This window comes from Ancylobacter crimeensis (genome assembly GCF_023016805.1).
In the GTDB taxonomy this organism is placed as follows: Bacteria; Pseudomonadota; Alphaproteobacteria; order Rhizobiales; family Xanthobacteraceae; genus Ancylobacter; species Ancylobacter crimeensis.
Genome location: NZ_JALKCH010000015.1, coordinates 1 through 21,019, shown reverse-complemented (window position 1 = coordinate 21,019; position 21,019 = coordinate 1). Strand labels below are relative to the sequence as shown.

Sequence of the window (21,019 nt, the reverse complement as noted above, 5' to 3'; positions counted from 1 at the left end):
CTAAAACCCGGCCCATATGGCTGAGTCATGCTTGACCGCCATAGAAAACGAGCTTCAAACTGGAAGAATAATAAAAGTCGGGCATCAGCCAGTGCCCGGCTGGCGGGCGTACCGCCTGTGCGGGCGTCCGGAATGAGGGTCGGAAACGGACCCCGTCCAGGAGGAAGCGATGCCCATCGTCACCATGACGGTCAATGGCCGCACGGCCAGTGCCGACATCGACCCGCGAACGCTGCTCGTACAGTTCCTGCGCGAGAACCTGATGCTCACCGGCACCCATGTCGGCTGCGACACCAGCCAATGCGGCGCCTGCACCGTCCATCTGGACGGCGATGCGGTGAAGTCCTGCACGGTGCTGGCGCTTCAGGCGGAAGGCTGCGCCGTCACCACCATAGAGGGGCTGGGGGCGCCGGGCCTGCTGCACCCGATGCAGGAGGCGTTCCGCGAGCATCACGGCCTGCAATGCGGCTTCTGCACGCCGGGCATGATCATGGCGGCGGTCGATATCGTCCACCGGCACGGCAATGAACTGAGCGAGACGCTGATCCGCCACGAGCTCGACGGCAATATCTGCCGGTGCACGGGCTACCATAACATCGTGAAGGCGGTGGCCGAGGGCGCACGCGCCATGGCGCCGGCCATGGGCGCAGGCGGAACCGGAAGCACGGGCCTGCGAACCGCGGCGGAATAGCGCCTTCCACCAAGAGCACCCGCTCGCAGCATCATCCGTCCATCATGCCGGCCCGCCAAGCGGCCGGGGCCGGCCACGGGCCGGGAGGAACGCCAATGACCGTCACCAGGATCGGCGAGGCGGTGCGCCGCAAGGAAGACCACCGCTTCATCACCGGCAAGGGCCAGTACACCGACGACATCTTCCGGCCCCGCCAGGCCCATGCCTATTTCCTGCGCTCCCCTCACGCCCACGCCCGCATCCGCTCGATCGACACCGCGGAGGCGCTCGCAATGCCCGGCGTGGTCGCCATCCTCACCGGCAAGGAGTTGGCGGAGGACAAGCTCGGCGACCTCATCTGCGGCTGGATGATCCACGACATCCACGGCCAGCCGATGAAGATGGGCTCCCACCCCGCGCTGGCGAAGGAGAAGGTTCGCTATGTCGGCGACCATGTCGCCGTCGTCATCGCCGAGCAGCTCGACCAGGCCAAGGACGCTGCGGCTGCCATTGCGGTGGATTATGACGTGCTGCCGGCGGTGGCCGAGCTTGCCGGCGCGACCGACTCCGCCACGCTGGTGCATGACGAGATCCCCGGCAATCTCGCCTTCGAATGGCATCTCGGCGACGCCGCCGCCACCGAGCGGGCCTTCGCCGAGGCACGTCATGTGACGACGCTGGAGATCGTCAACAACCGGCTGATTCCCAATGCGATGGAGCCGCGAGCCGCCATCGGCGAATATGATTCCGGCAACGACGCCTACACGCTCTGGACCACCAGCCAGAACCCGCATGTCGCCCGCCTCGTGCTCTCCGCGTTTGTCGGCATCGCGCCCGAGCACAAGCTGCGGGTCATCGCACCGGATGTCGGCGGCGGCTTCGGCTCGAAGATCTTCATCTATGCCGAGGAGACGGTCTGCGCCTGGGCCTCGAAGCGGGTGGGGCGGCCGGTGAAATGGACCGGCGACCGCTCGGAGGCCTTCCTGTCCGATGCCCATGGCCGCGACCACATCACCACCGCCGAGCTGGCGATGGACGAGCGTGGAAAGATCCTCGGGCTGCGGGTGAAGACCCGCGCCAATATGGGCGCCTATCTCTCCACCTTCGCCTCCTCGATCCCGACCTATCTCTATGCCCCCCTGCTGTCCGGCCAATACGACATCCCGGCCATCCATGCGGCGGTGGAGGCGGTCTACACCACCACTGCGCCGGTGGACGCCTATCGCGGCGCCGGGCGGCCGGAAGCGACCTTCGTGATCGAGAGGCTGATGGAGGTCGCGGCGCGTGAGCTCGGCGTCGACCCGGCCGATTTCCGCAAACGCAATTTCGTGCGCAAGTTCCCGCACCAGACCCCGGTCATCATGGCTTATGACACCGGCGACTACCGCGCCTCGCTCGACAAGGCGATGAAGATCGCCGACGTGAAAGGCTTCGGCCGCCGCCGCCGGCACTCGGCGCGCCAGGGCAAGCTCCGCGGGCTCGGCTATTCCTGCTACATCGAGGCGTGCGGGATCGCGCCCTCGCAGGCGGTCGGTTCGCTCGGCGCCGGTGTCGGGTTGTGGGAAAGCGCCGAGGTGCGGGTCAATCCCACCGGCAATGTCGAGATCCTCACCGGCTCGCACAGCCACGGACAGGGGCATGAAACCACCTTCGCCCAGCTCGTTTCGGATCGGCTCGGCATCCCCATCGAGCAGGTCACGGTCGTCCATGGCGACACCGACAAGGTGCAGTTCGGCATGGGCACCTATGGCTCGCGCTCCGGCGCGGTCGGCATGTCGGCCATCGTGAAGGCGCTCGACAAGGTGGAGGCAAAGGCGAAGAAGATCGCCTCGCATCTGCTGGAGGCCTCGGTCGCCGACATCGAGTTCCGGGACGGCCAGTTCACCGTCGCCGGCACCGACCGTTCCATCGACTTCGCCTCGGTGGCGCTGAATGCCTATGTCGCCCACAAATTCCCGACCTCGGAGATCGAGCCGGGGCTGAAGGAGGGGGCGTTCTACGATCCCGTCAATTTCACCTTCCCGGCCGGCACCCATATCTGCGAGGTCGAGATCGACCCGGAGACCGGCAAGACCACCATCGCCAGCTGGACCGCGGTCGACGATTTCGGCGTCGTCATCAACCCGATGATCGTCGAGGGCCAGGTGCATGGCGGCATCGCCCAGGGCGTCGGCCAGGCCTTGATGGAGGCGGCGTCCTATGACCGCGACGGCCAGCTCGTGACCGGCTCTTTCATGGACTATGCCATGCCGCGCGCCGAAGACCTGCCGAGCTTCCAGATGGGCTTCACGCAGACCCGCTGCCCCTCCAATCCGCTCGGCATCAAGGGCTGCGGCGAGGCGGGGGCCATCGCTGCGCCGCCGGCCGTCATCAACGCCATCACCGACGCGCTGGGGACCGAGGCGGTGCCCATGCCGGCGACGCCCTCCACCGTGTGGGAGGTGATGCGCGCCTTCGGCCCCGCCGCCCGCGCCGCCGAATAGTCGCCAACGACGCAGCGATCAGGAGACGCATCCATGTTCGCCTTCACCTATCACCGCCCCTCCAGCGTCCGCCGCGCCGCCGCGCTCGTCGCCAGCGCGGAAGACGGCAAGCTGCTCGCCGGCGGCCAGACCCTGCTGCCGACCCTGAAGCTGCGGCTCGCGGCGCCGGGCGACCTCGTCGATCTCGGCGCGGTGCCGGACCTGTCCGGCATCAGCCTGGCAGGCCGCACCCTCACCATCGGCGCCATGACCCGCCACGCCGAGGTCGCCGCATCCCCAGTGGTCCGGGCGGCGTTGCCGGCATTGGCCGACCTCGCCGCCGTGATCGGCGACCCTCAGGTCCGCAACCGCGGGACGCTGGGAGGGTCGGTTGCCAATAACGACCCCTCCGCCGACTATCCCGCCGCCTGCCTCGGCCTCGGCGCCACCATCATCACCAACCAGCGGCGGATCGAGGCCGACGATTTCTTCCTCGGCCTGTTCGAGACGGCGCTGGAGCCGGGCGAAATCATCACCCGCATCGCCTTCCCGGCGGTGAAGAAGGCGGCCTATGTCAAATTCCGCCATCCGGCCTCGCGTTTTGCCATGGTCGGCGTATTCGCCGCCAAGCGGACCAGCGACATCCGGGTGGCGGTGACGGGAGCCTCGCAGAACGGGGTTTTCCGCTGGCAGGAAGCCGAGCAGGCCCTGCGCCGCCGCTTCGCCGGAAAGACCCTCGACGGCATGTCCCCGCCGGCCGACGACATGGTGTCGGACATCCACGGCAGCGGCGAATACCGGGCGCATCTGGTCGGCGTCATCGCCCGGCGGGCGGTGGAAGCTGCGGCGGACGCGTGAGGGCAGGAAGGCTGGACACACTGGTCACCTCACTGCACTCATCGGTCACGCGCGATCCGCGTCCGCCGAAGGGCCCGTCATGAGTGAAACCGCTCTCCTTCCCGGCAGCATCGAAGAGGCCCGGCAGCTTCTTGCCGGGCAGGGCTATGTTGCCGACCGGGCGCTGGCGACGGTGGTGTTCCTCGCTTTGAAGATGGGCCGTCCGCTGTTCCTGGAAGGCGAGGCCGGTGTCGGCAAGACCGAGATTGCCAAGGTGCTCGCCGCGGGCCTGCGCCGGCGCTTGATCCGGCTGCAATGCTATGAAGGACTTGATCTTTCCAGCGCGGTCTATGAGTGGAACTACGCCGCGCAGATGGTCGCAATCCGCGCTGCGGAAGCCGCTGGAGGGGTGGATCGCGACCGGCTGGTGGAGGACGTCTTCTCCTCCCGCTTCCTCATCCGCCGCCCGCTGCTGGAGGCGCTGGAGCCCGACCCCGCCGGCCCGCCGGTGCTGCTGATCGACGAGCTCGACCGCACCGACGAGGCGTTCGAGGCCTTTCTCCTTGAAATCCTTTCGGATTTTCAGGTGACGATCCCCGAGCTCGGCACGATCCGCGCGCCCCGACCTCCCATCGTCATCGTGACCTCCAACCGCACGCGGGAGGTACATGACGCCCTGAAGCGGCGCTGTCTCTATCACTGGGTCGACTATCCCGACGCCGCCCGCGAACTCGCCATCCTCGCCGCCCGCCGTCCCGGCGTGCCGGCACGGCTGTCGCGGGAAGTCGTCGCCTTCGTGCAGGCGCTGCGCGACACCGACCTGTTCAAGGCCCCGGGCGTTGCGGAAACGCTGGACTGGGCCGCTGCCCTCGTCGAGCTGGATGCGGCCGCCCTCGACCCCGCCCTCGTCGGCGACACGCTCGGCGTTCTCCTGAAATATCAAGACGATATCGTCCGCACCGACGCGGCGCGCATCGGCGCGCTGATCAAGGATGCGCGCCACGCCGCGAAGGCGCCGGGATGAGCGGGGCGGCGATCCCGGCCGGGGGAAAGCTCGCGGACAACATCGCCTATTTCGCCCGCGCCCTGCGCGCCGCCGGCCTGCCGGTGGGCCCGGGCATGGTGCTGGATGCGGTGACGGCGGTCGAGGCGGCCGGCATCGGGCCGCGGGAGGACTTCTACTGGACGCTTCACGCCGTCTTCGTGACCCGTCGCGACCAGCACCTCGTCTTCGACCAGGCATTCCCCCTGTTCTGGCAACGCCGCCGGCTCGATGAGCGGCTCATCGCCCTGATGTCGCCGACCGTGCCCGCCCACCCGAACTCGGAGCGCGCACCGCTGCGCCGCATCGAGGACGCACTGTTCGCCGGAATCGGCCGGCAGCGCGAGGCGCGTGCTCCATCGGCGCCGGAGGTCGAGGCCCGCCTCACCGTCTCTGCGGAAGAATCCTTCCGTGTCAAGGACTTCGCCCAGATGAACGCGGCCGAGATCGACGCCGTGCGCCGGCAAATCGCCCGGCTTGCTCTCCCGCGGGAATGGATCCGGACGCGCCGGCAGCGCCCCGATCCCCGCGGCACACGGCTTGATCTGAGGGCGACGCTGCGGGCAAGTCTGCGCTCCGGCGGCGACCTGCTCGACCTGAGGCGGCGCGGCCCGGTGGAGCGCCTGGCACCGCTGGTGCTCCTGATCGATATTTCCGGCTCGATGGCCGAGTATTCCCGACCGCTGCTCCATTTCGCCCACGCCCTGACCGAAGCGAGGCGCGATGTCTCGACCTTCCTGTTCGGCACTCGGCTCACCAATGTGACGCGGGCTCTTGCCCGGCGCGATCCCGACGAAGCGCTGGAAGGCGCGGGCCGCAGCGCGCGGGACTGGTCCGGCGGCACCCGCATCGCGACCTCGCTGGCGGCGTTCAACCGCTTCTGGTCGCGCCGCGTGCTGGGCGGCAAGGCGCGCGTTTTGCTGATGACCGACGGGCTGGAGCGTGAAACCGCCGATGGCAACGGCCCCTCGCTCGCCTTCGAGACCGATCGCCTGCGCCGTTCCTGCGCCCGACTGATCTGGCTCAACCCATTGCTGCGCTATGAATATTTCGAGGCCCGCGCGGCCGGCGTGAAGGCCATGCTGCCGCATGTCGACGACTTCCGCCCGGTGCACAACTTGGCCAGTATCGAGGCGCTGGTCGCCGCTCTCTCCCGGGATGACGTGGACGTCAGCCGCGATAATCGTGCACCCCGCCGCAATAGTCGGTGACCTGCCAGCCGTCCGGGGTCGGCTCCAGATAATCCGGCCCGATCGGCACCTTGCCGTAACCGCCGGGAATATCGAGCACATAGGTCGGCAGCGCGATGCCCGAGAGCCGGCCGCGGAGGGAGCGCATCAATTCCTGGCCACGTGCGATGGGCAGGCGGAAATGGCCGGTGCCGGGCGCGAGGTCCGGATGGTGCAGGTAATAGGGCTTCACCCGCGCCGCGACGAGCGTGCGGAACAGGGCGGCGAGGGTCTCGGCATCGTCATTGACGCCCCCCAGCAGCACGCTCTGGCCCAGCAGCGCAATTCCGGCATCGGCGAGGCGGTCAAGCGCGCCAGAGGCCTCGGGACCGATCTCGCGGGCATGGTTGGCATGCACGGCGACATAGGTGGCGAGTCCGGGGGCGCGGATCGCCTCAACGAGCGCGTCCGTCACCCGCTCCGGTGCGGCGACCGGCACGCGTGTGTGGAAGCGCAGAACCTTGACATGCCCGATGGCGGCGAGCCGGGCGGAAAGCACCGCCAGACGGCGCGGCGACGCCATGAAGGGATCGCCGCCGGTGACGACCACCTCCCAGATCTCCGGCCGCCCGGCGATATAGGCCAGCGCGCGGTCCAACGCCTCCGGCGACAGGCTGCTCTCCGCTCCCGGCCCGACCATCTCGCGGCGGAAACAGAAGCGGCAATAGACGGCGCAGACTCCGACCAGCTTCAGAAGCACCCGGTCGGGATAGCGGTGCACGATGCCGGGCACCGGACTGTGAGCCTCGTCGCCGATGGGGTCGGCGTTCTCTTGGGGCGTGATGTCGAGTTCGCGCATATCCGGCACGAACTGCCGCATCACCGGATCGTCCTCGCCTGCGCCCATGCGGTCGAGCAAAGTCGGCGTCACGGCGATGGCGTAGCGCTGGGCCACCGCATCAAGTCCGGCACGCTCCGGCACGAGGCCGGCGGCGTCGAGTTCCGCGACCGTGCGAAGGGTGTGCGGCCGGGCGGTGACAGGCGGGGAGGCGTCTTCGGCCGGCGGGCGGTCGGTTGCAAGCATCGTCATGGGCGGGGTTTTGATCGCATGGCGACGATTGGACAAGTCCGTAACCGCCAGGCTGCGCTATATGTGAAGGACTGGACCAGATTCCGGAGGCTCCGAATGTTTGCGCGCGAGGACGATGTTCTGGAGGCGGCAGAGCGCTGGCGCTGCGAAGGGCGTGGCGTGGCGCTTGCCACCGTGGTGGAAACCTGGGGCTCGGCGCCGCGTCCGGTCGGCAGTCACCTGGCGATCGACGAGGCCGGGCATTTCCTCGGCTCGGTGTCGGGCGGCTGCGTCGAAGGGGCAGTGGTGGCCGAGGCTGCGGAAGTGATCGCCAGCGGGGCGCCCCGGCTGATGGAGTTCGGCGTCGCCGACGAGACCGCCTGGCAGGTCGGGCTCTCCTGCGGGGGCCGCATCGCGGTCTATATCGAGAAGGTCGCCTGATGGAACTCCCTGTTCTTGAGGCGCTGAATGCCGAGCGCGCCGCCCGGCGGGCCTGCGTGCTGGTGACCGAGATGGACGGCGGCCGACAGCGTCTGGTGCGCTCCGTCGACGTCGCCGCGGATCCTCTGGCGACGGAACTCGCCGAGGTGCTGCGCACGGGGCGCAGCACAATGCTGAGCCTCGGCAATGCGAAAATATTCCTTACTGCCCATGTTCCGGCGCCGCGCCTCGTCCTTACCGGCGCGGTGCACATCTCGCAGGCGCTGGCACCGATGGCACGGATCGCGGGGCTCGACGTGACCATCATCGACCCACGCACCGCCTTCGCGACGTCGGAACGCTTCCCGGATGTGACGGTGCTTCCGCAGTGGCCGGACGTGGTGCTGCCGCAGATCGGTCTCGATCCGTTCACCGCCTTCGCGGCATTGACGCATGATCCCAAGATCGACGATCCGGGCCTTACCGCGGCGCTGGCGGCGGGGTGCTTCTATATCGGCGCGCTCGGCTCGCGGCGCACCCATGCGACGCGACTGGAGCGGCTCGCCGGACAGGGTATCTCGCGCGAGACGCTCAGCCGCATCCGGGCGCCGATCGGACTCGACATAGGCGCCGCGACGCCCGCCGAGATTGCGGTGTCCATCCTGGCCGAGATCGTCGGCGCGCTGCGCCAGCGGAACGTGCCGCGGGAGAAGGCGGCGTGAGGTTCGGGCCGTTCGCGCTGGAGGAGGCCGACGGCGCGATTGCCGCCCATTCGATCCGCCTGCCGGGCATCGATCTCAGGAAAGGCGCGGTGCTCGATGCCGCCTGCCTCGCCGCCCTGGCACGCGCCGGCGTGACATCGCTCACCGCGGCCCGCCTCGAAGCAGGCGACGTGCCGGAGGACCGGGCGGCAGCCGAAATCGCGGCTCGGCTGGGGGGTGAGGGCATACAGGCGGATGCCGCCTTTACTGGCCGCGTCAATCTGCGGGCCACCGAAGCCGGTGTTCTGGTGGTCGATTCTGCCGGGGTCGATGCGTTAAATGCGGTCGACGAGGCGGTAACGCTCGCCACCCTCCCGGCTTTTCGCCCGGTCGTCGCGGGCGAGATGGTCGGCACCGTCAAGATCATCCCTTTCGCAGTGGAAGGGTCGGTGCATCGGCGCGCCCTTGCCGCGGCGCGGCCGATGCTCAGCGTGGCGCCCTATCGGGTGCGTCGCGTCGCAATGATTTCGACGCGCCTGCCGGGACTTGCCGACAAGGTGGTCGCGAAGACGCTGCGGGTCACGGCCGAGCGGCTCCATGCGGCCGGCGCCGGCATCGAACATCATGCCGAGATTACCCATGATGCCGGAGCGGTGGCGGATGCGGTGCGCGAAGCCATCGCACGCAGCGCCGAGATGGTGCTCATCTTCGGCGCGTCCGCCATTGCCGACCGGCGGGACGTGGTGCCGGCCGGTATCGTCGCGGCTGGCGGCGAACTGCTCCATTTCGGCATGCCGGTCGATCCCGGCAATCTCCTGCTCGTCGCGCAATGCGGCGCCGTGCCGGTTCTCGGCGCGCCGGGCTGTGCGCGCAGTCCGCGGGACAATGGTTTCGACCGGGTCCTGCATCGCCTGCTCGCCGGTCTCGCCATTGATCGTTCAACCATTGCCGGCATGGGTGTGGGAGGGCTCCTCATGGAAATCGCGACACGTCCCCAACCGCGCGAGGCACGCGAGCCCGACGGCACCGCGCGGATCGCCGCCGTGGTGCTCGCTGCGGGACGCGGCACCCGGATGGGCGGCCCGAACAAGCTCGCTTCCACCCTCGATGGCCTCCCGCTGGTGCGGCGCGCGGTGGAGGCGGCGCTCGCCTCGCAGGCAGCGCCCGTCATCGTGGTGACCGGGCATGAGCCGGAGCGGGTGCATGATGCGCTCGCCGGCCTCGATGTCCGCTTCGTGCACAATCCGGCCTATGCCGAAGGCATCTCGACCTCGCTGCGCGCCGGTATCGGCGCCGTGCCGGAGAAATCGGACGGGGCGATCGTGTTGCTGGGCGACATGCCGCGCGTCAGCGCCGGTCTCATCGACCGGCTTGTCGCCGCGCTTGCGCCGGCGGCGGGCAGACTGGTCGCGGTGCCGGTCCGCGAGGGGCGGCGCGGCAACCCTGTGGTATGGGCGCGGCGGTTGTTCCCGGAGCTGATCACGCTGAGCGGCGATGTCGGCGCACGCCATCTCATCGTCGCCAATGCCGAGGCACTGGTCGACGTGCCGGTCGAGGATGACGAGGCCTTCGTGGATGTCGACACCACCGATGCGCTGGAGCGCGAGGAGCTTCACCGCATCGCGGAACGCGCCGACACCGACGGCGAGCAGGCGCTCGACGCCATGCGGGCGGAAGACGCCTGACGCCGTTCAGTAAGCCCGATAGAGCGACAGCGTGCCATAGGGGCCGTCGGCGGCGTCGGTGTTCCATCGCCAGCCGCCGGCGATGCGCAGCATGTTGCCGAAGGCCGGCAGGTTGACGAAGGCGCCGGCTCCGGCTTCGGTGGAGAGCCGGTCGGTCGAGGCCTTGCCCTCGGCGCCGACCTCCCAGCCATTCTCTAATACCTTCGCGGCAGTCAGGCGCACCGTCGCGGTGCGGTCGGCGCTGGTGAAGCCGGCGGCTGCGGTGGCGATGAGGTCGGGCTGCAGGCGGCCATACCATTCCGCCAGCAGCTTCGCGCCATAGGCCGTGCCCTGATCCGGGTTGTCGGGGTCGGCGAGCTGCAGCCGATTCTCGATCATCGCCGCGCCGCCATAGAGCGCCAGCGCATGGGGGCCGGAGAGGAACTGCCAGCCGACCAGCGCCTCGCCTTCGGTCTTGTTCACCGTGTTCCAGCCGCCCGGCAGGGCGCTGTTGCGGTAGTCATACTGGCCGATGCCGCCCTGAACCCGCAGGCGAAGCCCTTCGGCATCCATCGGTGCAAAGGGCGCCCAGGCCGCGCCGGCCCATCCATAGCTGTTGTCGGTCGCGATGTCGGTGCCGGTGTAGAAATAGAGACGATGCTCCACCGCGCGCGCCACGGCGGATATGTCGTCGGCGAGGGCCGAGGGCAGGCCGGACAGCACAAATGCGCCGGCGCACAGGCAGCCGCCGACGCACCGGAGCGCGCGGTTCATGGAGACGGATCCATCCGACAGGTTGCAAAAGCAGGAAGATGCTACCGATCGCACCATTGTGGTCGGTTGCATTCAAGCATCTGCAAGTTGTGCCAGCTCAGAGCGGATTGGCCAGCAGATGCTCGACCGGCACGCCCACGCGTTCGCACACGATGTCGGCGATGATCTGACGGTGGCAATGCTCTGGGTGGCGCTCGAAGCAGAGCAGGCAGGCCTTGCGGCCGGACTTCACCAATTCCGTCAGCTCGGCGAGCTGCTCCTGAGCGGTGGGGGTCGCGAGATGTTCCTCGAAGATGCGGCGCATGTCGGCGTGGCGCCCGCTGCGGGCGGCTTGCCGCCCCTCGGCGGGCGTACCGAGGCCGCGCAGATGGAGATAGCCGATCTCCCGGCTCTGCACGCCGGCGGCCAGCAGGGTCTTGGAGAAGCCGGGCCGTCGCGAGGCCGCCACGGCCCGCACATCGACGAGCAGATCGACGCCGGCCTTCGACAGCGTGTCGAGCACGGCCTGCGAGGACACCTGCTCATAGCCGATGGTGAAGAGTTGCGCGGCGCGCGAGGGGGTTTTCATGGACTCAAGCTTTGGCAGAGCCGCGCTGTGCTGTCGAGGTGCGGTCGGCCTTCGCGGCAAAGGTGCCATGCCGGCAAGCCACAGGCCCGGCGAAAACGGGCGCGGATGCTTGCGGGGCCAAGGCGAATCTGTGGAGAGTCGCCGGCCGTGGCGGCCGGTGCCGCTTCCGGTCATGGTAAGACCCCCAGCGTTGAGCGGGTCCTATCCGGACCTTCGAACAGAATGCCCGCAGGGGCCAGCGACGGACACGCGAACGGCATGAAGGTCGGCATCGATCTCGGGACGAATACGGCAGGCCAGCCGGTGCGGCTCGATCTCGAGGAGCTTCTGTCCACGCGCCTGCTGGTGCAGGGCAATTCCGGCTCCGGCAAGTCGCATCTGCTGCGCCGCCTGCTGGAACAGAGCGCCGGCCATGTGCAGCAGGCGATCATCGACCCCGAGGGCGATTTCGTCAGCCTCGCCGAGCGCTACGGCCATGTCGTCATCGACGCCGAACGCACTCCCGGCGAGATCGAGCGTCTCGCGGGGCGGGTGCGGCGGCACCGGGCCTCGGTGGTGTTCAACCTCGAGGGGCTGGATGCGGATGCGCAGATGCTGTCCGCCGCCGCCTTCCTGAACGGCCTGTTCGACGCCGAGCGCGAACACTGGTTCCCGATGCTGGTCGTGGTCGACGAGGCGCAGCTCTTCGCCCCGGCCGGCGGCGGCGAGAATTCGGACGAGGCCCGCCGCGCCGCCCTTTCGGCCATGACCAACCTCATGTGCCGCGGCCGCAAGCGCGGCCTTGCCGGGATCATCGCGACCCAGCGCCTCGCCAAGCTCGCCAAGAACGTCGCCGCGGAAGCCTCCAACTTCCTGATGGGTCGCACCTTCCTCGACATCGACATGGCCCGCGCCGCCGATCTGCTCGGCATGGAGAAGCGGCAGGCGGAAAGCTTCCGCGACCTCAACACCGGCTCCTTCGTCGCGCTCGGCCCGGCGCTGGCCCGTCGGCCGGTGCCGGTGAAGGTCGGCGAGGTGGAGACCGCGAGCCGCAATGGCCGGCCCGCCCTGATGCCGCCGCCGGAGATGGGCGCGGATTTGCAGGGCCTGATCTTCGAGGACGGCGCCGATCCTCTGCCGCCGGTGCGCAGCGTGCCGGCGCCGCGCCCGATGGCGGAGATCATGGACAGCATCACGGCCGCCCCGGCGCCGGAGGAGGAACTGGCCGATCCTGAGACGCTGCGCGCCATCGAGGCGGAGCGGGAGGCACTGATCGGTGACATCATCGGGCATTTCGTCGCCGAGGCCGCGGCGGCGTCCGCCTCCCCCATGCGTTCGGTGCAGAGCCTCTATCAGGACTTCCTCGTGCATTGCCGGGTGCGCCGGGTCGGCTCCCGCGTCCCGGATCTCGCCGATTTCACCCGACGCCTCGCCATAGCGCGGGCCGGCGTCGAACCGGGCCTGCCGGAGGGCGAGCATTCCGGCGAGATCTGGCAGCAGGTCCGTGGGCAGGCGGCCGAATTGCCGGAAGAGATGCAGGGCGTGTTTCTCATGCTCGCCCGCGCCGCCATGGAGGACGCCGCATCGCCGACCGACGAGGAACTGGCGCGCGCCTATGGCAGCCGCTCGCCCTCGCGGGGACGCTGGTTGCTCACTTATATGGAAGAGCGCGGCTATCTCACCTGCGAGACCGATTTCCGCGGCCGGCGCGTGGTGCGCTTTCCTGCGTTCGGCTGGAAGACCGCGCCCGGCGAGCCCCGGCCGAGCGAAATGGCGCGTGGTTGAAGATGTATTTATTTTTAGTGTCTTGCGCGGCGTTTCTAAGCCACGGCTCTCAGCCGCGCTTGCCCTGTTTCAGCGTGCGCAGGGTGAAGACGTAGACCGGCACCCCGGAAATCAGAACCAGCAGCGCCGCATAGGGCGCGGCGGCGGCGTAGGAGCCGTCATTGGTGTAGGACCACACCTCGGTCGCCAGCGTCGAGACGCCGGAGGGCGCGAGCAGCAGCGTCGCCGTCAGCTCGCGCATCAGCTCCAGTACGATCAGGGCCATGCCGGCGCCGATGCCGGGGGCCAGCGCCGGCAGCGTCACCGCACCGAAGGCGGCGAGCGGGCCGCGGCCCAGCGTGCGTGCGGCCTGTTCCAGCTCCGGCGGCACCAGTTCGGCGGTCGCCCGCAAAGCTGACTGGGCGAGCGGCAGGAACAGGATCGCATAGGCCACCATGACCAGCGCGGTCGACTGGTAGAGCGGCGGCACCCAGCGGATCGCGCCGAAGATCAGCGCCAGCGCCACCACGAGGCCCGGCAGGCCGTGCACCACATAGGGCAGGCGCTCGATCAGCGGCGTCAACGCAGAGCGGTAGCGCGTCGCCAGCACCACCAGCGGCAGCGCCAGCACGGTGGTGAGCACGGCTCCGCCCAGCGAGAGCCGGAGCGAGCCGAGGAGCGCGACCGTGATGTCGGTGCGCCCGGTGCCGGCAGAAAGCCCGACGCTGAGCCAGTAGCCGAGCATGAACAACGGCACGCCGAGCGCCGCGAGCGAGAGGACGGCGAGCCCGATCTCCGCAGGCCACAGCGCCCGGCCGATCGGCAGAAGCGCGGCATCGCGCCGGGTACGGCGATCACTGCGGGCGAGGCGGCGGTCGCGGCGCACCCAGGCCTCGCCCATGGCCACCGGCAGGCACAGCGCCATCAGCACGCCGGAGAGCAGGGCGGCATTGGCGCTGTTGAATTGAAGCTCGTACTCCTGAAAGATCGCGGTGGTGAAGGTCTGCACCCGCAGCAGCGACAGCGCACCGAACTCCGCCAGCATGTGCGACATCACCAGCAGGGCACCGCCGGCCAGTGCCGGGCGAAGCTGCGGCAGCACCACGAGCAATAGGGTGCGCGGCGTGGTTTCGCCGAGCGAGCGGGCGACGTCCTCGAGCCGGGTATCCATCCGCTGCAGCGCTGCCGCGACCGGCAGATAGATCAGCGGGAAGTGCGACAGGGTGAGAATGAGGATAGCGCCCGCCATCCCCTGAAAGGACGGGCCAAGAGACGCCCAGGCATAGCTCGACACGAAGGCCGGAACCGCGAGGGGCAGGCAGATAAGGGTGCGCCAGGCGCCGCGCAGGGGCAGGGCGAAACGCTCGATCAGGAAGGCGCAGCCCGTGCCAATGAGTGCCGACAGCAGGGTGACGCTGCCCGCGAGCAGCAGCGTGTTGACCAGTAGCTCGGCGCTGCGGCGGCGGAAGAGCATGTCGATGGCGACATCGAACCCGGCCTCCCAGGTGCGCGCGGCGACATAGACGATCGGCAGCGCCGCGAACAGCACGGGCACCGCCGCCGCCAGCATCAGCCAGCCGGGCGGACGGCGCAGCATGTGGCGGCGCGGGGTGGATGCGTCGGACGCAGCGGCGGTGGCTGCCCGGACGACGGATCTGGCCTCGGTGGTCGACAGGCTCACGGGCCGGCGCTCCGTTCTGCGGCTGAAAACAGAGGCCGCGCTCAGGCGAGGCCGGCTTCGCGGGCCAGCGGAATGGCCTCGGCGGCGTCACCGAGATCGGCCGGGGTGACCGGCGGCGGGTCCAGCTTGTCGAACGGCTCCAGCGGGAAGGGTGAGGTGATGCCGGCGCGCAGCGGATATTCCGCCATGGCGTTGGCGATGATCTGCTGGCCCTCGGCGCTGACGAGGAAGGCGACGAAGTGCTGGGCCGCCTCGAGGTTGCGCCCGGTCTTGAGAATGGCGGCAGCGGAAACGGTGATGAGCGCGCCGGGATCGCGGTTGCGGATGTAATGCAGCGCCGAACGCATCTTGGCCGCGCCGACCTCCTGCGCCACGGTGAACCAGTAATAGTTGTTGATCAATGCGCAGGGAATCTCGCCGCGCTCGACCGCCTGCATGGCGCCGATGTTGTTGTTGTAGATGCGCCCGACCTTCTTCATGCCCTTGAGCCAGTCAAGCGTCGCCTCGCGGCCCTTCATCTGCAAGAGGGCGACGATCTGTTCCTGGAAGGCGTCGCTCGCCGGGGCATACCCCACCTTGTCCGCCCATTTGGCGTCGGCGAAGCCGAGGAGGCCGGAGGGCAGGTCCTCCTCCTTGAGGAGATCGCGGTTATAGGCGACGACGCGGGCGCGGGCGGTGACGCCAGTCCATTCGCCGGTGGTCGCGACATAGGTGGAAGGCACCTGCTTCAGCGTGTCGTCCGGCAGCTTCGCCAGCATGCCGCGCTTGGCGAGCGCCGCCACCGGGGGGCTTCCTTCGGAATAGAATACGTCGGCCGGGGAGAGGTCGCCCTCCTCCAGAAGCTGGTTGGCGATCTGCGGGCTGGAGCCGTTGCGCACCAGAATGTCGATACCGGTCTTCTTGGAGAAGGCGGCGACCACGGCATCCGTCACCTGCCGGTGCTGGCCGTTATACAGTGTCAGCTCCTCGGCCGAGGCGGCGCGCAGGATGGCGGGGCGAGCGAGGGTGCCGGCGGCCAGTCCGCCCAGCGCCAGGGAGGTCCGAAGCAAGGACCGGCGCGTGATCCGGTACATTGGAATTCCTCCAAGCTATTGCCGCAGCGCTGTTTTCCGCGTCATCAAGCCCGAGAAAGCCCTTTGGCCGATGCTTGTCAATGTTCTCGCAGGGGCAGCTCGCCGGGAGGTGAGTGGATAGGGGGCTGCCATCAGCGCAGCGGGCAGGCCTCGATGCGCGTCAGCCGCGTGGCGAAGCGTGCGGCGGGATAGCCGGCGAAGAAATTCATCATGACGATGGTGCCGCTGTGTCCGGGCGGGATCAGCGTGCGGATGCTGAAGGCGGTGTCCGACAGGCTCAGCGATTGGGTGGTGACTTCGATGGAGCGGATCACCTTATCGGGCAGAACGTTCTTCATCTCCCAGATGAGGGCGTTGGTGTGGATGAGGAAGGACGGGTTGCCGGAGCGCAGCCGGTGAAACTCGGCATCGCTGAGCGGCGAGGGGCGGCATTGGGCATAGCGGTCATAGAGGCCCTCCGCCTTCAACTCGTCGGCCTCGGTGCCAAGGCAGCTCTCGCGGCAGGCGCGCAGCGCGTCGCGCATCGCGGCGTCGTCATCCGTGCCCTTGATGCGGTCGGACAGGCATGTGCGCAGGCAGCCCTCGACGGCATAGGCGGGCCGATGCCAAGGCAACAGCGCCAGCATCGTGACGACGCCGGCAAACAGGGCCCGGCCCGCGCCCCGATTCCGGCGGACGGCTTTGGACGACATGGAGCTCTCCGGCCTTCTGCGTGGGTGGCGGAATGTCTGGCGCATTCCTGCCTGCCTCATCAGATGGGGCGCGGCGATATCGGCGGCATCGCTTGCAGGCGAAGGTCGCCAAATAAAGATCCGGATTGGGGTTTGAAAAAACTGACCGGTCAGTCATAATTCGGTTTCCAAAAAGGTGGTTGACATGACCGGTGCCGACCAGACGCCACGCGCCACGCCGCGCCGGCCGCCGCGCAAGAGGCCGGACGCCGCCGCCCGCCGGCAGGCGATTCTCGATGCCGCGCTTGCGGTGTTTGCCGAGAAGGGTTTTGCCGGTGCGCGGATGGAGGATGTCGCGCGGCGCGCCGGCACGGCTAAGGGAACGCTCTATCTGCACTTCAAGGACAAGGCGGCACTGTTCGAAGGACTGGTGCGCACCGCCGCCGATCCGGTGCTGGGCATGATGGAGGCTCAGGTCGCGCAGTTTCCCGGTTCGACGCGCGATCTGCTGGTGCTGCTCTTTGCCCGTCTGCACGGCGAGATCATCTGCACGCCGCGCCGGCATATCGTCCGCCTGCTGATCGGGGAGGGCGAACGCTTCCCGGAGCTGGCGGACTTCTATTTCAGGACCGTGGTCGCGCGAGGGCAGGATCTGTTGCGCGCCATCAATGCGCGCGCACTGGCGCGCGGCGAGATCACCTCCGATGCGGCTCTCCGATTTCCGCAGCTCATCATCGGTCCGTTCCTCACCGCGGTGATCTGGATCGATCTGTTCGAGCGCAGCGAGCCGCTGGATGCCGAGGCGATGCTGGCGGCGCACATCGATGTCGTCCTGCGCGGGCTCGGCTGGCGCGATGAAGGAGTGGGAGCATGAGGCGGCGTCTTTGCCCGACGAGGGTCGCGGTACTGTGTGCGGCGACGCTGCTGCTCGCGGCATGCGGCAAGGAGGGATCGCCGCGCTTTCAGGGCTATGCGGAAGGCGAGGTCATTTTCGTCGGCCCGGATGAGGCAGGACGGCTGACGGCGCTTTCGGTCGACGAAGGAGACCGCGTGAGCGTCGGCCACCCGCTCTTCACCGTGGACGATGCCCTGCAGCAGGCGGATGTCACGCAGGCGCAGGCGAGTGTCGGACAGGCGCAGGGCGAGCTTGCCAATCTCAAGGCCGCCGCCCAGCGACCGGAAGAGATCGCGGTGCTCAAGGCAGCGGAACAGCGAGCGGCGTCGGCGGTGGACCTCGCGCGCATCGAGCTCGCCCGCCAGCGCGAGCTCACGGAGCGCAAGGTCGGCTCGCAGGCCGCGCTCGACAATGCCCAGCACAGCTACGACCAGAACGTCGCGGCGCTGGACGAGGCGCGCAACCGCATCGTGGTCGGCGCCCTGCCGTCGCGCCCGGAGCAGATCGCCGCGGCGGAGAAGGCCGTGGAGGTCGCGACGGCGACGCTTGCCGCGGCGAAGGTACGGCTGGAACGCCGGGCCCGGACGGCGCCGGCGGAGGGGTCGATCGAGACGGTCTATTTCCGGCCCGGCGAACTGGTGCCGGCGGGGCGTCCGGTCGTCTCCATTCTGCCGCCCGATCTCATCAAGGTGCGCTTCTTCGTCTCCGAGCCGGAGCTGCCGCGCTTCGCCCATGGCACGCGCGTGCTGGCGAGCTGCGACGGGTGCCGCGAGAAAGTGCCGGCAAAGGTGAGCTTCATCGCCAGCGCCGCCGAATACACGCCGCCGGTGATCTACAGTCTAGATGAGCGTGCGAAGCTCGTCTTCATGCTGGAAGCCCGGCCCGACCAGCCCGGTACGCTGCGCCCCGGGCAGCCCGTCACCGTCGAGCTCGCCCCATGATAGCAGAAACGGGCGCTGCCAGCGGTGCGCAGGCTGGTGCGGCAGACTATGTGATCGAGGTCGAAGGCCTGTCGAAATCCTTCGGCGGCCGCACCGTGGTCCGCAACCTGTCGATGCGGGTGAAGCGCGGGCAGATCTACGGCTTTCTCGGCCCGAACGGTTCCGGCAAGACGACGACGATCCGCATGCTGTGCGGGCTGCTGACACCGGACAGCGGGCACGGCACCTGTCTCGGCCTCGACATCCTGACGCAATCCCGCGAGATCCGCCGCCATGTCGGCTACATGGCGCAGCGCTTCAGCCTCTATGCCGATCTCTCGGTGCGGGAGAACCTCGAATTCGTGGCCCGGGTCTATGGCGTGCCCGATCCGGTGAAGGCCGCCCGCGCCGCTGTGGAGCGGCTGGGACTTTCCGGGCGCGACCGCCAGCTCGCCGGTTCGCTGTCCGGCGGCTGGAAGCAGCGCCTTGCGCTCGGTGCCTGCATCCTGCCGTCGCCGCAGCTCCTGCTGCTCGACGAGCCGACCGCCGGGGTCGATCCGAAAGCGCGTCGGGAGTTCTGGGCGCAGATCCATCAGCTCGCCGCCGAGGGACTGACCGTGCTGGTCTCGACGCACTACATGGACGAGGCCGAGCGCTGCCACGAGATCGCGTACATCGCCTATGGCGACCTGCTGGCTCAAGGAACGGTGGAGGATGTCATCGGCCGTTCCGGGCTCGTGACCTTCACCGTTTCGGGCGCCGATCCGGCGGTGCTGCTCGCCGAGCTGGAGGGCAAGCCGGGCATCGACCTGATCGCGCCCTTCGGGGCCAGCGTCCATGTCGGCGGTCATGACCGTGCCGCGCTGGAGGCTGCCGTCGCGCCGCTGCGGGAGCGCGACGGGCTCGCCGTCCGCGCCGACCAGCCGACGCTCGAGGACGTGTTCATCGACCTGATGGGCCGCAGCGAGGACAATTTCCGATGACCGGCGCGACGGAGCGTGCGCCCGGCGGCAGCCTGCGCCGCATCGGGGCGATGGTGAGGAAGGAATTCCTGCAATTGCTGCGGGACCGGGTGTCCTTCGCCACCATGATCATGATTCCGCTGCTGCAACTGGTCCTGTTCGGCTATGCCATCAACACGACGCCGCGGCATCTGCCGACCGCGGTGCTGGCGCATGAGAACACGGCGCTGACCCGTGCCATTCTCGCCGCGCTGCAGAACACCCGCTATTTCGCCCTCACCGACCAGCCGGCCAGCGACGCCGAAGCCGAGGCTCTCGTGCGCTCGGGCCGGGTGTTGTTCGTGGTGGAGATCCCCGCCGGGTTCGAGCGCGCGGTGCGGCGCGGCGAGAGCCCGGCCATGCTGGTGGCGGCGGATGCCACCGATCCCGTCGCGTCCGGCAGCGCGCTCGCCGCGCTCAACCAGATCGTGACGCAGGCCGTTGCCCGCGAGCGCCTGGTGGGCACCGCCGGTCCTTCGGGCAGCGGGCTGGAGGCGGAGCCGCCGGCCTTCGTCATCCGCGCCCATCCGCGCTACAATCCGGCCGCCGTCACCCAGCTCAACATCGTGCCCGGCTTGCTCGGCACCATCCTCACCATGACCATGCTGATCTTCACCGCATTGTCGGTGACCCGCGAGGTCGAGCGTGGCACGATGGAGACGCTTCTCGCCATGCCGATCCGCCCGGTGGAGGTGATGCTCGGCAAGATCGCGCCCTATGTGATGGTCGGCGCGATGCAGGCGGGAATGATCCTGCTCGCCGGCATGTTCGTGTTCCATGTGCCGATGGTCGGTTCCTTTCTGCTGCTGGTGGCGCTGACCGGGCTGTTCATCGTGGCGAACCTGTCGATCGGCTACACCTTCTCGACGCTGGCGCAGAACCAGCTTCAGGCGGTGCAGATGACCTTCATGTACTTCCTGCCGAACATCCTGCTCTCCGGCTTCATGTTCCCCTTCGCCGGCATGCCGGTGTGGGCGCAGTGGCTCTCCGAGACGATGCCGCTGACGCATTACCTGCGCATGGTCCGCGGCATCATGCTGAAGGGCGCCGACGCCGCCGACCTCGTGCGCGACATCGCCATGCTCGCGGCCATCATGCTGGTGGCGATGACGATCGCGGTGCGGCGGTTCCGGCAGACGCTGGATTGAGGGCGATGCGTGGGGATAGTGGCCTCCCTCGCCGGAGTGCTCTGGGTGTTGCCGAGAGAAAGACGGATGGGGCCGTTCCATTCCTTCCGTTCTCCTCCGTCCTGATGCTGCCTGTCCTCCCATCGTCTTCGGTTCCAGTCCCTCCCGCCGTCCTTCCCGTCGCCCTCCGGTCCCACCCGCCGTCATCCCGGCGCTCCGGCTGCGCCCTGGGGTGGGGCGATGAGGGCCACGTCTGGTCGGTGCGGCCCGCTGCCGCGGCCGGGATGACGGGTGAGAGGCGCGATCCTGCGCCGCCGGCTTCACCGCCGGGGCCCTGCACCGTCCCGGCTTCTTCGGGAGCGTGACCGCGCGATCCGCGCCCTTCATGCCCCTTCACGCCCTCAACACTTTCATCCCCGCGCCGTTTCCGGCCGGGGTTGCGGATCGGGGGTCCTGCCGCCTTCGGGAGGGAAGGCATGCGGGGCACCGGGCCGGATCGCTCCGGCGGCCGCCTGCAGCGCGTGGGTAGGGA

Annotated in this window: 19 protein-coding genes; 13 read left to right on the top strand and 6 right to left on the bottom strand. The window is 68.8% G+C overall.

The annotated features are described in order from the left end of the window. Positions 1–169: 169 nt before the first annotated feature. The 5 genes from MWN34_RS18105 (at position 170) to MWN34_RS18085 (ending at position 6,222) form a co-directional block, all read left to right on the top strand. On the top strand, positions 170–691 hold the full coding sequence (locus tag MWN34_RS18105; protein WP_247030718.1) for a (2Fe-2S)-binding protein: 522 nt from the start codon (positions 170–172) through the stop codon (positions 689–691). 95 nt (positions 692–786) lie between these two features. Further along, a complete protein-coding gene (locus MWN34_RS18100) occupies positions 787–3,153 on the top strand; it encodes a xanthine dehydrogenase family protein molybdopterin-binding subunit (protein ID WP_247030717.1) in 2,367 nt (788 codons plus the stop codon). Positions 3,154–3,186: 33 nt separating this feature from the next. Then, positions 3,187–3,990 (top strand): FAD binding domain-containing protein, encoded by an 804-nt coding sequence (locus tag MWN34_RS18095; RefSeq protein ID WP_247030716.1) that lies wholly within the window; start codon positions 3,187–3,189, stop codon positions 3,988–3,990. A 79-nt stretch (positions 3,991–4,069) separates the two neighbouring features. Then, positions 4,070–4,993: an AAA family ATPase gene (locus tag MWN34_RS18090; protein WP_247030715.1), complete on the top strand. Its 924-nt coding sequence runs from the start codon at positions 4,070–4,072 to the stop codon at positions 4,991–4,993. Then, positions 4,990–6,222, top strand: coding sequence for a vWA domain-containing protein (locus MWN34_RS18085; protein ID WP_247030714.1), 1,233 nt, complete (start codon positions 4,990–4,992; stop codon positions 6,220–6,222). Before MWN34_RS18090 ends, MWN34_RS18085 begins: the two co-directional genes overlap by 4 nt. On the opposite strand, the gene MWN34_RS18080 is transcribed toward MWN34_RS18085, so the two are convergent. Beyond that, positions 6,182–7,264, bottom strand: a complete 1,083-nt coding sequence (locus MWN34_RS18080) for a lysine-2,3-aminomutase-like protein (RefSeq protein ID WP_247030787.1) — start codon at positions 7,262–7,264, stop codon at positions 6,182–6,184. The two genes, MWN34_RS18085 and MWN34_RS18080, sit on opposite strands and share 41 nt — an antisense overlap. Before the next feature lie 102 nt (positions 7,265–7,366). On the opposite strand from MWN34_RS18080, the gene MWN34_RS18075 reads away from it, so the two are divergent. Genes MWN34_RS18075 through MWN34_RS18065 form a run of 3 tightly spaced genes read left to right on the top strand, consistent with a single transcriptional unit; the run spans position 7,367 to position 10,055 of the window. Beyond that, the gene (locus MWN34_RS18075) at positions 7,367–7,690 is read left to right on the top strand and encodes an XdhC family protein (RefSeq protein ID WP_247030713.1); all 324 of its coding nucleotides are present in this window, start codon (positions 7,367–7,369) and stop codon (positions 7,688–7,690) included. Continuing rightward, entirely contained in the window at positions 7,690–8,391 is a 702-nt protein-coding gene (locus tag MWN34_RS18070) for an XdhC family protein (RefSeq protein ID WP_247030712.1), read from the top strand. The genes MWN34_RS18075 and MWN34_RS18070 overlap by 1 nt, the downstream gene beginning before the upstream one ends. Then, positions 8,388–10,055 (top strand): NTP transferase domain-containing protein, encoded by a 1,668-nt coding sequence (locus tag MWN34_RS18065; protein WP_247030711.1) that lies wholly within the window; start codon positions 8,388–8,390, stop codon positions 10,053–10,055. Before MWN34_RS18070 ends, MWN34_RS18065 begins: the two co-directional genes overlap by 4 nt. 6 nt (positions 10,056–10,061) lie before the next feature. Here MWN34_RS18065 and bcsS read toward each other — a convergent pair whose 3' ends face one another. Continuing rightward, a complete protein-coding gene (gene bcsS / locus MWN34_RS18060) occupies positions 10,062–10,808 on the bottom strand; it encodes a cellulose biosynthesis protein BcsS (RefSeq protein ID WP_247030710.1) in 747 nt (248 codons plus the stop codon). A gap of 97 nt (positions 10,809–10,905) precedes the next feature. After that, positions 10,906–11,376 carry a DUF488 domain-containing protein gene (locus tag MWN34_RS18055; RefSeq protein ID WP_247030709.1) on the bottom strand — a complete coding sequence of 157 codons (471 nt, stop codon included), beginning with the start codon at positions 11,374–11,376 and terminating at the stop codon, positions 10,906–10,908. Between the two features lie 258 nt (positions 11,377–11,634). On the opposite strand from MWN34_RS18055, the gene MWN34_RS18050 reads away from it, so the two are divergent. Then, positions 11,635–13,140, top strand: a complete 1,506-nt coding sequence (locus MWN34_RS18050) for an ATP-binding protein (RefSeq protein WP_247030708.1) — start codon at positions 11,635–11,637, stop codon at positions 13,138–13,140. A 49-nt stretch (positions 13,141–13,189) separates the two neighbouring features. Here the strand turns inward: MWN34_RS18050 and MWN34_RS18045 are convergent, their stop codons facing one another. The 3 genes from MWN34_RS18045 to MWN34_RS18035 form a co-directional block, all read right to left on the bottom strand. Then, the gene (locus MWN34_RS18045; RefSeq protein ID WP_247030707.1) at positions 13,190–14,800 is read right to left on the bottom strand and encodes an ABC transporter permease; all 1,611 of its coding nucleotides are present in this window, start codon (positions 14,798–14,800) and stop codon (positions 13,190–13,192) included. 41 nt (positions 14,801–14,841) lie between these two features. Then, the gene (locus MWN34_RS18040; RefSeq protein WP_247030706.1) at positions 14,842–15,849 is read right to left on the bottom strand and encodes an iron ABC transporter substrate-binding protein; all 1,008 of its coding nucleotides are present in this window, start codon (positions 15,847–15,849) and stop codon (positions 14,842–14,844) included. A gap of 155 nt (positions 15,850–16,004) precedes the next feature. Then, positions 16,005–16,565: a hypothetical protein gene (locus MWN34_RS18035; RefSeq protein WP_247030705.1), complete on the bottom strand. Its 561-nt coding sequence runs from the start codon at positions 16,563–16,565 to the stop codon at positions 16,005–16,007. Positions 16,566–16,749: 184 nt separating this feature from the next. Between MWN34_RS18035 and MWN34_RS18030 the strand changes: the two genes are divergently transcribed. From MWN34_RS18030 to MWN34_RS18015, 4 genes are read left to right on the top strand one after another with little or no spacing between them, the layout of a single operon-like run. Continuing rightward, positions 16,750–17,418 carry a TetR/AcrR family transcriptional regulator gene (locus MWN34_RS18030; protein WP_247030704.1) on the top strand — a complete coding sequence of 223 codons (669 nt, stop codon included), beginning with the start codon at positions 16,750–16,752 and terminating at the stop codon, positions 17,416–17,418. Beyond that, positions 17,415–18,380 carry an HlyD family secretion protein gene (locus MWN34_RS18025; RefSeq protein WP_247030703.1) on the top strand — a complete coding sequence of 322 codons (966 nt, stop codon included), beginning with the start codon at positions 17,415–17,417 and terminating at the stop codon, positions 18,378–18,380. The genes MWN34_RS18030 and MWN34_RS18025 overlap by 4 nt, the downstream gene beginning before the upstream one ends. Continuing rightward, the gene (locus MWN34_RS18020; RefSeq protein ID WP_247030702.1) at positions 18,377–19,342 is read left to right on the top strand and encodes an ABC transporter ATP-binding protein; all 966 of its coding nucleotides are present in this window, start codon (positions 18,377–18,379) and stop codon (positions 19,340–19,342) included. Before MWN34_RS18025 ends, MWN34_RS18020 begins: the two co-directional genes overlap by 4 nt. Then, positions 19,339–20,508, top strand: a complete 1,170-nt coding sequence (locus MWN34_RS18015; protein ID WP_247030701.1) for an ABC transporter permease — start codon at positions 19,339–19,341, stop codon at positions 20,506–20,508. Before MWN34_RS18020 ends, MWN34_RS18015 begins: the two co-directional genes overlap by 4 nt. Positions 20,509–21,019 lie beyond the last annotated feature (511 nt).